This is a genomic window from Streptomyces sp. RGM 3693, assembly GCF_050471125.1.
In the GTDB taxonomy this organism is placed as follows: Bacteria; Actinomycetota; Actinomycetes; order Streptomycetales; family Streptomycetaceae; genus Streptomyces.
Window position 1 is genome coordinate 873,051 of the sequence record NZ_JBMPPQ010000003.1, and the last position, 12,581, is coordinate 885,631.

Sequence of the window (12,581 nt, forward strand, 5' to 3'; positions counted from 1 at the left end):
ATCCCGGTCCGCTCGCCCTCAGCCCTGTCCGTCCGGCCGCGGCGCCGACCGTGGCGCCCGCACTTCGCGGACGCCCGAAGGGCGGAGGACCGCGGCGAGCTGGGCACGCTCGGCGATGCCTAACTTGCGGTACACACTCGTCAGATGCATCTCGACCATGCGGACGCTGACGTACAGCGACTGCGCGATGGAGCGGTTGCCGGCGCCGCCGGCGGCAAGACTGGCGACCCGGCGTTCCATGCTGGTGAGCAGGTCCAGGGGCGAGGCGGTCATCTTCCGCATGCGGCCGCCCGCGGCCACCAGGGCCCCGCGGGCGTCCTGGCCGAGCGCCAGGGCGCCGCAGCGCTGGGCGAGGCTGGCCGCGGCGCGCAGGTGCTCGCGGGCGACGAGTCGGTTACCGTCCGCCAACAGGGCCTTGCCCAGGGCGAGTTCGGCGCGGGCTTGTTCGACGCGGGCCGGTGAGGCGGCGAGTCCGCGCACCGCCTCGCCCAGCAGTTCCACGCCGTCCTCGCCGGGGGTGGCCACGCCGCGGGCCAGGGCGGCCAGGCCGAGGACCCGCGGCGTGCCCCACTCCCGTGCGAGCCGCGTGCCGTGTGCGGCGGGCTCCTGGGCCTCCTCCGCGCGGCCCAGTTCGGCCAGGACGCAGGCCGCCTCCACCCACCAGGGCAGGTATGCCGCGTGGCGCACCTCGGCCTCCTCCAGTGACCTGCCGCACTCACGGAACAGCGCCAGTGCGCCCTCCCCGTCCCCCAAGGCGTGGCGGGCCCGGCCGCGGGCCATCAGGTAACGGTGGTAGGTCCACACGTACTGCTCGCGCCAGACGGGCTCGGTGCTGGTCAGCAGCCGCTCGGCGGACGCGGCCTCGCCCCGGTCCACCAGTACGCTCGCCAGGGCCAGGCGCGGCAGGACCATGGTCTCGCCCCACCGTTCGGCGCCGCTGATCTGGACCGCCGTTCTGGCGTCCGCGAGCGCGTCCGGGAGGGCGCCCAGGCCATGATGGAGCCCGGCGCGGGTGGACAGCGCCAGGGCGTAGGTCCATACGGCGGAGTTCTCCCGGCCGTGGCGCAGGAGGCGGTCCAGCACGTGCAGCGCGTCCTCGGTGCGGTCGGCGAGGCCGAGGACGAACGCCGAGTTGATCAGGGTCCAGCTCTTCAGGCGCAGTTGTGAGCTGGAGGTGGCGCGCATGGCCTGCTTGATGGCCGGTTCGGGGGGCTGGCCGTCGAGTGCCGTCAGGACGGCCATGGCCGCCAGCTTCTGGCACTGGGCGGGGGTGTCGCCCTCGGGCAGGGTCATCGTCGCGGCCCGCTTCCGGGTCGTGGCGATCGTGCTGCGGCAGTGCGAGCCGACGATCAAGAACACCGACTCGACGAGCGTGCGCAGTTCCCGGTCGGCCGGCACGGGGTCGGGGCCGATTTCGGCGTCGAGCGCGTCCAGGACGCCTTCGAGGAGGTCCAGGGAGACCGAGCACTCGCGTGCGACCAGGCCGGTCGTGCCGAACTGCGCGGCGATCCGCGCCCGGGTGCGTACGTCGACGCTCGGCGCCAGCGCTTCGCGGAGCAGGCCGACGGCCTCGGGCGGGTCGGTCTCGACCAGTGCCCTGGCCAATCGGACGCGGACCTCCACGCTGTCGGGGTCCACTTCCAGTACCCGGTACAGGTAGCGGGCCGCGGTCTCCGGGGCACCGCGCTGCTCGGCGCGGGCCGCGGCTTCCAGCAGGACGCCGGGCATCCACGGTTCGCAGATCGAGGGCAGCCGCCGGAGGTGATCGGCGATCTCTTCGGCGGGCCGGCCCGCGTCGCTCAGGAGCAGCGCGGCCCGCGCCCGCAGGCCCGACAGTGCCCGGGCGTCCAGGGGCGCCAGCACCGCCGCTCGCACCGCGTCGTCCGCCAGGTACCCGCCGCCGGGCACCAGCCCGGCCTCGCGCAGCACCGTCAGGGCGTCCTCGACGACATCGGCGGGGGCGGCGGCCAGGGCGCCGACGTGGTCGGCATCCCGCTCACCGAGGACTGCCACGGCTCGCGCGACCTCGCCGACCCACGGCGGCTGACGGTCCAGGAGTTCGCGTGCCCAGCGCGCCAGGACGCGAGGGCCGGTCTCGGCGATCCGGTCGGCGCCGCCCACCCCCGGACCGGCGCCCTCGGCCCGCAGTTCGTGCAGCAGCCGGCCCAGGAGTCGGGGGTTGCCGCCGGTGGCGGCCCGAGCGCGGGCAACGAAGACGGGGGCGGCGGGTACCGGGAAGAACTCCCGCACGACCTCGGCGACATCCGTCTCGGTCAGCGGTCCCAGGCGCAGTGTCGTCGTACGGCAGTGGGCGGCCAGGGCCGCCAGGGCATGGTGGGCCGGGGCGCGGTGGGTGAGGGCGGCGGCCTCGGACTGCTGGGTGAGGACGACGAGCAGGGGGAGGTCGTCGGACCGGCGCAGCAGGAAGTCCAACCAGCGCAGGGAGAGTGCGTCGCAGTGCTGGACGTCGTCCAGGGCGAGGACGAGCGGGCCGCGGCTCAGCGCGTGTGTCGTGCGGCAGTGCAGGTCGTGGAACGCGTGCTGGACGGCGGGAGCGGGCGGCGGCTCACCGGTCAGCGCGCCGGGAGCGAGTGCGCGTAAGGCGTGGCGGGTGGCTTCTTCAAGAGGGGCGCCCTGTGCGATCGGGCCGAGCAAGGCGCGTAACCCGCTGAAGGGTTCGCCCGACGCGCCCTCCTCGCAGGCGCCCTGCAGAACCGTCGCGGGCCGACAGGCGTCTCCACTGAGGAAGACACGCAGAAGGGCGGACTTGCCGATTCCGGCCGGGCCGGTCACGACCACCGAGCACGCGTGCCCGGAACACGCGTTGTGGGCGAAGCGGTTGAGCTCTTTCACGACATCGGCCCGGCCCACCAAGGCGCTGCCTAAATCAGGATCTAAGCTCCGGCTCCGCACCATGGGACTCCTCGCACTTCGGAGACACAACGGATGTGACGGGGCGTCACCACATCGATCTGTAAATCACCCTAAAGAGTGATGTCTCGTGTGCGTTAGAGTACATGATCCACAGAACACGCAGCCAGCAACACGCCTCGGCGCGCCAACTCCGTTTGTGGTACTGGATGTTCCCGCAGCAGCGTCACTACGGCGGGGGTCTGATGGCCGGGGAAGACGCGTCCGCCCCGGTGCGGAAGGCGGACGAACTGGCGCGGGCGGCCCCGCGCCGGACCCAAGGGCCTGTCCGGAACCCTTACCCGGTGATCGTCGTCATGGCGTTGGCCCCTCCTCCTGGCGATGGCGCCGGACCGGTCCACCGGGATGCGGCGGCCGATCGCCGGCCCGGTGTTCCACGCGCCCATTCCACCGGGAGGATCACGGGAAATTCCGTAGTGTCCTTGACTCCGTGTGACGACGCGGTCGCCGTGCCGAAGCGGTACGGGATACCCCCGGGGCACACGCCGCGTACCGAGGTATCCCGTGCGCCCCGGCCGGATTACCAGCTACCGGCCAGCAGCAGATCCCCGTACTCCCGCTCGCGGGACGCCTGGCGCAGGTCGGAGTCGACCATCATGCGCATCAGTTCCGGGAAGTCGACGCTGGGCTCCCAGCCCAGTTGGGTGCGGGCCCGCTCGGCGTCCGCGCACAGGATCTCCACCTCGGCCGGGCGCACCAGCGAGGGGTCGATGCTGACGTAGTCCTCCCAGTTCAGGTTCACGTGGTCGAAGGCGATGCGGACGGCGTCGCGGACCGAGTGCATCTGGCCGGTCCCGATCACGTAGTCGCCCGGCTCGTCCTGCTGCAGCATCAGGTGCATGGCGCGAACGTAATCCCCGGCGAAACCCCAGTCGCGCACGGCGTCGAGGTTGCCCAGGGACATCTTGTCCTGGTAGCCGAGCTTGATGCGGGCCACCGCGAGGGAGATCTTCCGGGTCACGAACTCCGCTCCACGGCGCGGTGATTCATGGTTGAACAGCATGCCGGAGACCGCGTACATGCCGAAGGACTCGCGGTAGTTGCGGGTGATGAAGTGCCCGTAGGTCTTCGCGACGCCATAGGGGCTGCGCGGGCGGAAGATGGTGGTCTCGCACTGCGGGGTCTCGGCGACCTTGCCGAACATCTCCGACGAGGACGCCTGGTAGAAGCGGATCTGGCCGCCGTCGCTGCTCCGCGAGCCGTTCAGGCCGCTGACCATGCGGATCGCCTCCAGCATGCGCAGCACGCCCATGCCGTTGACCTCGGTGACGAGTTCGGCCTGCTGCCAGGACATCGGCACGAAGGAGATTGCACCGAGGTTGTAGATCTCGTCGGGCTGCACCTGGTCGACCGCCGACACCAGACTGGCCTGGTCCATCAAGTCACCGTCGACGAAGGACAGGTCGGAGACGAGCCGGCTGACCCGCGACTTTCGGGGATTCGCCTGACCCCGTATCAGGCCCCACACTTGGTAACCCTGTGCGAGCAGGTGCTCGGCCAGGTAGGAGCCGTCCTGACCGGTAATTCCGGTAATCAGCGCACGCTTGGACATCGCATTCCTTTCCTTCGCATAGAACAGACCGCCCAAACGCAGAGCCGAGTCTGCCACTTGACCTCTTGGCGTCGAATGGCGTCGAATACGCCGCGGTCCGGACGCCGGGTAAACGCACGCTTCCAAGCGGCCGGTCGTGGTGTCAAGAAATTCCGGTAACACTACGGAATTTCGGAGTCCCAACCCTCGTGTTGCGGTGGCCTGTTCGAGACCGGGATCGCCGGATCCCCGCGCGCCCCAGCGGCAGCGGCCTCAGGACACTACGGATTTTCCGGTGTGCGGTGCGCTGCACTGTCCGGACGTGCCCCGTCCAGGCCCGGTGGGCGCCTCACCCGCGCCGCCGACCGGACCTGCCCGCCTCTTGGAGCGTCGCCCGGTGCTGCTCAGAATCCTGCGAACCCTACTGCGTCCCCACCGGCGCGCCGTTGCCCTGCTGGGGCTGCTCCAACTGGCCCAGATCCTGGCCACCCTGGCCCTGCCGACGCTGGGCGCCGCAGTCATCGACAACGGCGTGATCAAGGCGGACAGCAGCTACATCACCCGGACCGGCCTGGGCATGCTGGCCGTTGCGCTCGTACAGGTCGCGGCATCCGTGGGCGCGGTGTCACTGAGCGCGCGTACGGCCATGGCGATGGGCCGCGACCTGCGCTCGGCCGTCTTCCGCCGGGTGCTGGACTTCTCCGCCCGCGAGGTCGGGCAGTTCGGCACTCCGTCGCTGATGACGCGTACCGTCAACGATGTTCAGCAGGTGCAGATGCTGGCGCTGTCCGCGTTCGGCGTCGCCGTTTCGGCGCCCCTGATGTGTCTGGGCAGCATCGCGCTCGCACTTAAGCAGGACATTCCGCTCTCGCTGCTCCTGGTGGCACTGATGGTGGCCCTCGGAATGTCTTTCGGTCTTATTCTCGGCCGCACCGACCCGTTCTACGACCGTATGCAGAAATACTTGGACCGCGTGAACGGCCTGCTGCGCGAACGCATCACGGGAGTCCGCGTCGTACGGGCTTTTGTGCGCGACGGACACGAAGGCGAGAGATTCGGCCGAACCAATTCCGAATTGTGTGACCTCTCGTTGCGCGTCGGCCGACTGCTGGCCACCATCGTGCCCATCGTGATGCTGGTCCTGAACGGCTTCATGGCGGCGGTGGTGTGGTTCGGTGCGCACCGCATCGACGCCGGGGCGATGCGGTTCGGTGCGCTCAGCGCGTTTCTGAGCTACCTGACGCTGATCCTGATGTCGGTGGTGATGGTGACCTTCGTATGCCTGGCGATGCCGCGGGCGCGGGTCTCGGCCGAGCGCATCCAGCAGGTGCTGGGGACCGAGCCGAGCGTGACGACGCCGCCCCGGCCCGTGCGCACCATGCCTGCTAACGGTCAACTTGCCTTGTGTGGCGCAGAGTTCCGGTACCCGGGAGCCAGCGAGCCGGTGCTGAGCGGGATCGATCTCAGCGCCGGCTCCGGTGAGACGGTGGCGATCCTCGGCAGCACCGGCAGCGGCAAGACCACCCTGCTCAACCTCGTACTACGGCACTTCGACGCCACCGAGGGCTCCGTCCACGTGGGCGGCGTCGACGTACGCGCCCTGGACGCGGAGACGTTGCGCCGCACCGTCGGCTTCGTCCCGCAGCGCGCGTACCTCTTCTCCGGCACCGTCGCCAGCAATCTGCGGTTCGGCAACCCCGATGCCACCGACGCCGACCTCTGGCACGCGCTGGAGATCGCGCAGGCCCGAGATTTCGTTCAGCGCCTGCCCGAGGGGCTGAACTCACCGATCACTCAGGGCGGCACCAACGTGTCCGGCGGACAGCGGCAGCGGCTGGCGATCGCCCGCACCCTGCTGCGCAGACCGGAGATCTACCTCTTCGACGACTGCTTCTCCGCGCTGGACTACGCCACGGACGCCGCGCTGCGGGCCGCCCTGGAACCGGAGATCTCCCGGGCGACGGTGCTCACCGTCGCCCAACGCGTCAGCACCGTCCAGCACGCGCAGCGCATCGTGGTCCTGGACGCGGGTCGGGTGGCCGCCACCGGTACGCACCAGGAACTGCTGCGCACCAGTACGGCGTACCAGGAAATCGCCCGGTCCCAACTCACCGCGCTCACCGGCCACTACGGCGGCTCCGACTCGGACGCCGAAGCCGCCACGACCCCTCAGGAGGCTGTCCATGGTCTCGGCGGACAGCTCTGACCGCGGGCGGCGCAGCCCCGCCCGCCACATGCTGGGACTGCTGCGACCGCACCGTGCCCTGGTTACCGTGGCCGTCGCCCTGGGCATCGGCGGCGTCGTGCTCAACGCGGCGGGCCCGATACTCCTCGGCCGGGCCACCGATCTCCTCTTCGACGGCCCCCGGCACGCCCATGGATCCGCGGGAGTCGACTTCGACGCGATCGCCCGGGTGCTGCTGATCGCGCTCGCGCTCTTCGCCACCGCCTCCTTCCTCACCCTCCTCCAGGGCCGGCTGGTCTCGACCGTCGTGCAGCGCGTGGTCTTCGCACTGCGCCAGTCCGTGGAGGCCAAGCTCGCCCGCCTGCCGCTGCGGTACTTCGACCGCAACCCGGCGGGTGAGGTGCTCAGCCGGGTGACCAATGACGTCGACAACCTCCAGCAGACCCTCCAGCAGACCCTCAGCCAGCTGATCACAGCGGTGTTCTCGGTGCTGAGCATGCTGGTGCTGATGCTCGTCATCTCGCCGCTGCTGGCACTGATCATGCTGGCCTGCCTGCCGGTGTCCGTCGTGCTCGCGGCCCGGATCAGCAAGCGCGCACAGCCACGGTTCGCCCACCAGTGGTCCGCCACCGGAACGCTCAACGCCCACGTCGAGGAGATCTACACCGGTCACGCGCTGGTCAAGGGCTTCGGGCGGCGCGAGCAGGCAGAGCGCGCCTTCGACGAGCACAACGAAGCCCTCTACCGCGCCGGCGCACGGGCCCAGTTCGTCTCCGGCGCCATCGAGCCGTCGATGATGTTCGTCTCCAACCTCGGCTATGTCGTCGTGGCGGTCGTCGGCGCGCTGCGCGTGGTCGCCGGGGCCCTGACCATCGGCGACGTCCAGGCGTTCATCCTCTACTCCCGGCAGTTCAGCCAGCCGATCGTCGAGGTCGCCGGCATCGCCGGCCGCCTACAGTCCGCCCTCGCCTCCGCGGAACGGATCCACGACCTCCTGGACGAGGACGAGCAGCGCCCCGACTCCGACCGCCCCGCGCGTCTCCAAAAGGTCGGCGGACACGTCCAGTTCGACAAGGTCCACTTCCGCTACTCCCCCGGCACCCCGCTCATCGAGGACCTCTCCCTCACCGTCGAACCCGGCCAGACCGTGGCGGTCGTCGGCCCGACCGGCGCGGGCAAGACCACCCTGGGCAGCCTCCTGATGCGCTTCTACGAAACCGACGAGGGGCGCATCCTCCTCGACGGCACCGACATCACCACCCTGACCCGCGAGGACCTGCGCTCCCACATCGGCCTGGTGCTCCAGGACGCCTGGCTCTTCTCCGGCACCATCGCGGAGAACATCGCCTACGGGCGCCCGGACGCCACCCACGAGGAGATCGTGGCCGCGGCCCGCGCCACCTGCGCCGACCGCTTCATCCGCACCCTGCCGGACGGCTACGACACCGTCCTGGACGAGGAGTCGACCAACGTCAGCGCGGGCGAGAAACAGCTCATCACCATCGCGCGGGCCTTCCTGGCACGGCCCTCGATCCTGCTCCTGGACGAGGCGACCAGCTCCGTCGACACCCGCACGGAGATCCTCATCCAGCGCGCGATGCACTCGCTGCGCGCGGGCCGCACCAGCTTCGTCATCGCCCACCGCCTCTCCACCATCCGCGACGCGGACCTGATCCTCGTCATGGAGAGCGGCCGCATCGTCGAGCAGGGCACCCACGACCAGCTCCTGGCCGCCGCAGGGCCCTACGCCCGCCTGCACTCGGCCGTAGGGCGCGGTGCCGGGCTGGAGGACGCCACACCACGTTGAACCGGCCCGCCCCAAACCGTCGTTCCCGTCGCCGAGCCGACGGTGACCGCTAGCGGCTACGGCTCTGCCCAAAAAGGCGAGACCCGCGACTCCCCCACCCGCCGTCCTCGTCCCCACGCCGGGGCGCCCCACCGCCCCGCACCTCACCACCTGACGAAACGCCCAAAGGAGCCGATCCACCATGCCCGACAGTCATGCCCTGAGCGAGTTGCTCGCCGCGATCAGCGCGCCCGACCGCACCCCCGAGGACATCGCCGCGCTTCCCCTGCCCGAGTCCTTCCGGGCCGTGACGGTCCACAAAGAGGACACCGAGATGTTCCGCGGCATGCCCAGCGCGGACAAGGACCCGCGCAAGTCACTGCGGGTCGACGAGGTACCGGTGCCCGAACTGGGGCCCGGCGAGGCCCTGATCGCGGTGATGGCCAGCTCGGTCAACTACAACACCGTGTGGTCGTCCCTCTTCGAGCCGCTGCCGACCTTCGGCTTCCTGGAGCGCTACGGGCGCACCTCGCCGCTGGCCGCCCGCCACGACCTGCCGTACCACATCCTCGGCTCCGACCTGGCCGGTGTGGTGCTGCGCACCGGCCCGGGTGTGAACGTCTGGAAGCCCGGCGACGAGGTCGTGGCGCACTGCCTGTCGGTGGAGCTGGAGAGCGCGGACGGGCACGACGACACCATGCTCGACCCGGCCCAGCGGATCTGGGGCTTCGAGACCAACTTCGGCGGCCTGGCCGAGATAGCCCTGGTCAAGTCCAACCAGCTGATGCCCAAGGCCGCCCACCTCACCTGGGAGGAGGCCGCCGCCCCGGGTCTGGTGAACTCCACCGCCTACCGTCAGCTGGTCTCCCGCAACGGCGCCGGCATGAAGCAGGGCGACAACGTGCTGATCTGGGGCGCCAGCGGCGGTCTGGGCTCGTACGCCACCCAGCTCGCCCTCGCCGGCGGAGCCAACCCCGTCTGTGTGGTCTCCAACCCGCGCAAGGCCGAGGTGTGCCGGAGCATGGGCGCGGAGGCGATCATCGACCGTTCGGCCGAGGACTACCGTTTCTGGAGCGACGAGCAGACCCAGAATCCGCGGGAGTGGAAGCGGTTCGGCGCCCGCATCCGGGAGTTGACCGGCGGCGAGGACGTGGACATCGTCTTCGAGCACCCCGGCCGGGAGACCTTCGGGGCGTCCGTCTACGTCACCCGCAGGGGCGGCACTATCGTCACCTGCGCGTCGACCTCCGGCTACCGTCACGAGTTCGACAACCGTTATCTGTGGATGCACCTCAAGCGCATCGTCGGCACCCACTTCGCCAACTACCGCGAGGCGTGGGAGGCGAACCGCCTCGTCTCCAAGGGGAAGATCCACCCCACCCTCTCCTGCACCTACCCGCTGGCCGACACCGCGCTCGCCGTCCACGACGTGCACAGCAATGTCCACCAGGGCAAGGTCGGCGTGCTGTGCCTGGCCCCGGCGGAGGGCCTGGGCGTGCGCGACGAGGAACTGCGCGCGAAGCACATCGACGCGATCAACCGGTTCCGCTGACCACTCCCGCGGCCCGGAGCCCTTCCCACGCACGCCACGAAGACCCCCGAAGAAGGATCCACCGTTCGAAACGACGCTGTTGATCAATTCCGCCCCCGTCTCGTTGCCCCGTCGAGTTGCTCGACGGGGCAACGCGGTGCGAAGCAGCCGGTGCGCAGGTCCTGCGATTCGCGGCTTACTGGCGGGGCAACGACCGAACACCGGTGCCGCGCGGGTCCTCGGGGAAGGACCCGCGCGGCACCGCCAGGGGCGGCGGGCTCGCCCACCCCCCGACCACATCCGCTCAGGTCACCCGCCGTGCCGTGCCGTCATCGCGAAGTCAGGCAGGCGGAGCGCGTCCGCGGGCGGGCTGAACAGTGCACCCGAGACGTCTCCGAGCCGATTGACCAGCGGGCTGGCGGCCGTCCGCAGACCGGCCCAGAGCAACGATCGCTGCCGACGGGTGCGGGGATAGAGGATCCGTGGGAGCCCCGGTCGGAGTTGCTGGGCCTTCTCGACGAACGGGCGCATGATCGCCTCGTACCGAGCGAACGCGGTGTGCGTATCGGTGTGGTGGGCGAGCTCGCCGGCCAGAACGTACGCACCGGTGAGGGCTAAGGTCGTGCTCATGCCACTGATCGGCGAGGCGCAGTAGGCGGCGTCCCCGAGGAGCACGACCCGGCCGCGGCTCCAACACGGAAGCCGGGCCTGCCCGAGCGCCTCGAAGTACAGCGGGGCTTCGTCGAGGGCGTCGAGAATCCGTGGGGTTTCCCAGCCCACGTCGGCGAATGTCGCGCGCAGGATCGTGACGATCTCGTCGCGGTCCAGGCGATCGAGACCGCGCACGGAGCCGAACATGTTCAGCCCGGCCCGGATGGTGCCGACGTCGTCCGGCCGCAGGGTCACGCCGCGGCCACGGTCACAGATCAGCCACCGCCACCGGTTGTCGTCGGCGTCGGTGCGCGGAATCGTGAGGTAGGCGCTGTAAACGCCGAGTTCGCGCAGGCGGACATCCGGTATCACCATCGAGCGCGTGCGCGAACGGAGCCCCTCCGCGACGACCACCGCATCGAACCGGCGGGCCGATCCGTGGCGGAACTCGACGTCCACACCGTGCCCGTCGTCATGCAGCGCGGTGATCTGGTCGCCGAAGACGTAAGCGGCTTCGGCTGACGAGTGGTCGTAGAGGATCTGCCCGAGTCGCCCGCGCAGGATCTCCAGCTCGGCGGTACCACCCGAGGTGTCGTCGGTGCCGGCGGCGAAACGTGCTAGCGGCCGGCCGAGCTCGTCGACGAAGTCCAGACCGGTCTCGTGCGTGTGAGCGGCGCGTACGGCGTCTTCGAGACCCATCCGGCGCAGCACTTCGCGGCCGCTGCCGCGGATGTCGATGTTCTGGCCCTCGTCGCGCAGCCGGTCGAAGCGTTCGATGACGGTGACGTCCCAGCCGGCCTGGGCGAGCCAGGAGGCGAGGGCCGGTCCCGCGATGCTGGCGCCGGAAATCAGGATGCTCGGAGAACTCATAGTGGCTGGCCTTCCTCTTTTGGTCACAGTTGCGAAGCCCCAGGGCGTCACCCGCACATACCTACCCCGCGGGCTGCCCGAGGACGACGGGAACGGGCGATCCGCTCCGCCCGGCCGGAGCGGATCGCCGTCGCCGCACAACACCTCGCCACCAGTTACCGGACGACCTCAGACGACCTCCATCTTGCTGAAGATGATGCTGATCGACTCGCCCACCACTTTGTAGATCCACGCGTCGGTGAACTCCCACCGATGTATTTGCTGATTGTTTCCGTCATACGTTGTGACGGCGAAGTTCCTCCCGGCATTCGGGCCGTTGTTGATCGCGGAGTTGATCCAGTCGTCGAAAAGTTCGCTGTGCTCCGAACCGCGCGTCAGGGTGATGTGATGCGCATACAGAGCGTCCATGGTGCTGATGTTCTCGGCGTCCTGGCCGTTGATCTGGAGGCTGAACATACGTCGCGCCGCTCAGCTCTCGGCGGACGGCTGAACGCCCGGCAGCCGGGGGCGGGCCGGCGACGGCCTGCGGGTGCGGCAGTTGCGAACGCTGGACACGTGAGTGAGCCCCTTCGACGGTGCGGTGGGTGAGGTGCCGGGATGACCCGAGCGTGCGGGGTGATCCGTCCGGGCTGCAACGAAATCCGAACAGTTCGGGACGCTGGAACGCGAAAAGGGGCTCTGTCCAGCGGAAACGTAAGCCGCCTGGAACGCGGGAACGGGACGCTCCGGGCCATGCGGGCGGGTGACGACGCTTCACATCGGCCCCGCCGAAGCCGCTGACGCTCCTACCCGCGGAGGGTAGGGCGACCCACTCGGGGGCCGGCAGCAGCTCGGGCTCCCAGCCGGCGCGCGGGCCGCCATAGGCGAGACGTACCGAGCGGCCGAGTACGGCGAGCCCGTCGCCGTCGGGCCGGGCGCGAACGTCAATTCGACCGATCCCGGCTGTTGCCGTAGAGTTCATCAGGTCGTCGCGGGGTGGAGCAGCTCGGTAGCTCGCTGGGCTCATAACCCAGAGGTCGCAGGTTCAAATCCTGTCCCCGCTACTCAGAAGTGAAGGCCCGGTGGATTCCACCGGGCCTTCACTGCGTCCCGGCTC

At 70.0% G+C, this 12,581-nt stretch carries 7 protein-coding genes and 1 tRNA gene; 4 read left to right on the plus strand and 4 right to left on the minus strand.

The window, feature by feature from the left end; genetic code table 11:
• Positions 1-18 precede the first annotated feature (18 nt).
• Together ACO0M4_RS32295 and ACO0M4_RS32300 are read right to left on the minus strand one after the other, a co-directional pair.
• Positions 19-2,916, minus strand: a complete 2,898-nt coding sequence (locus tag ACO0M4_RS32295; RefSeq protein WP_430374621.1) for a helix-turn-helix transcriptional regulator — start codon at positions 2,914-2,916, stop codon at positions 19-21.
• Positions 2,917-3,451: 535 nt separating this feature from the next.
• On the minus strand, positions 3,452-4,483 hold the full coding sequence (locus tag ACO0M4_RS32300) for a GDP-mannose 4,6-dehydratase (RefSeq protein WP_430374622.1): 1,032 nt from the start codon (positions 4,481-4,483) through the stop codon (positions 3,452-3,454).
• A gap of 376 nt (positions 4,484-4,859) precedes the next feature.
• On the opposite strand from ACO0M4_RS32300, the gene ACO0M4_RS32305 reads away from it, so the two are divergent.
• The 3 genes from ACO0M4_RS32305 (at position 4,860) to ccrA (ending at position 9,985) form a co-directional block, all read left to right on the plus strand.
• The gene (locus ACO0M4_RS32305) at positions 4,860-6,668 is read left to right on the plus strand and encodes an ABC transporter ATP-binding protein (RefSeq protein WP_430374623.1); all 1,809 of its coding nucleotides are present in this window, start codon (positions 4,860-4,862) and stop codon (positions 6,666-6,668) included.
• Positions 6,646-8,454, plus strand: coding sequence for an ABC transporter ATP-binding protein (locus ACO0M4_RS32310; protein ID WP_430374624.1), 1,809 nt, complete (start codon positions 6,646-6,648; stop codon positions 8,452-8,454). Before ACO0M4_RS32305 ends, ACO0M4_RS32310 begins: the two co-directional genes overlap by 23 nt.
• 181 nt (positions 8,455-8,635) lie before the next feature.
• Positions 8,636-9,985, plus strand: a complete 1,350-nt coding sequence (gene ccrA / locus ACO0M4_RS32315; RefSeq protein WP_430374625.1) for a crotonyl-CoA carboxylase/reductase — start codon at positions 8,636-8,638, stop codon at positions 9,983-9,985.
• A 288-nt stretch (positions 9,986-10,273) separates the two neighbouring features.
• Here the strand turns inward: ccrA and ACO0M4_RS32320 are convergent, their stop codons facing one another.
• Together ACO0M4_RS32320 and ACO0M4_RS32325 are read right to left on the minus strand one after the other, a co-directional pair.
• On the minus strand, positions 10,274-11,485 hold the full coding sequence (locus ACO0M4_RS32320) for an FAD-dependent monooxygenase (protein WP_430374626.1): 1,212 nt from the start codon (positions 11,483-11,485) through the stop codon (positions 10,274-10,276).
• A 168-nt stretch (positions 11,486-11,653) separates the two neighbouring features.
• Complete coding sequence (locus tag ACO0M4_RS32325) at positions 11,654-11,941, minus strand: phage tail protein (RefSeq protein WP_430374627.1); 288 nt, start codon at positions 11,939-11,941, stop codon at positions 11,654-11,656.
• A 513-nt stretch (positions 11,942-12,454) separates the two neighbouring features.
• On the opposite strand from ACO0M4_RS32325, the gene ACO0M4_RS32330 reads away from it, so the two are divergent.
• Positions 12,455-12,528, plus strand: a tRNA-Met gene (locus ACO0M4_RS32330).
• Positions 12,529-12,581 lie beyond the last annotated feature (53 nt).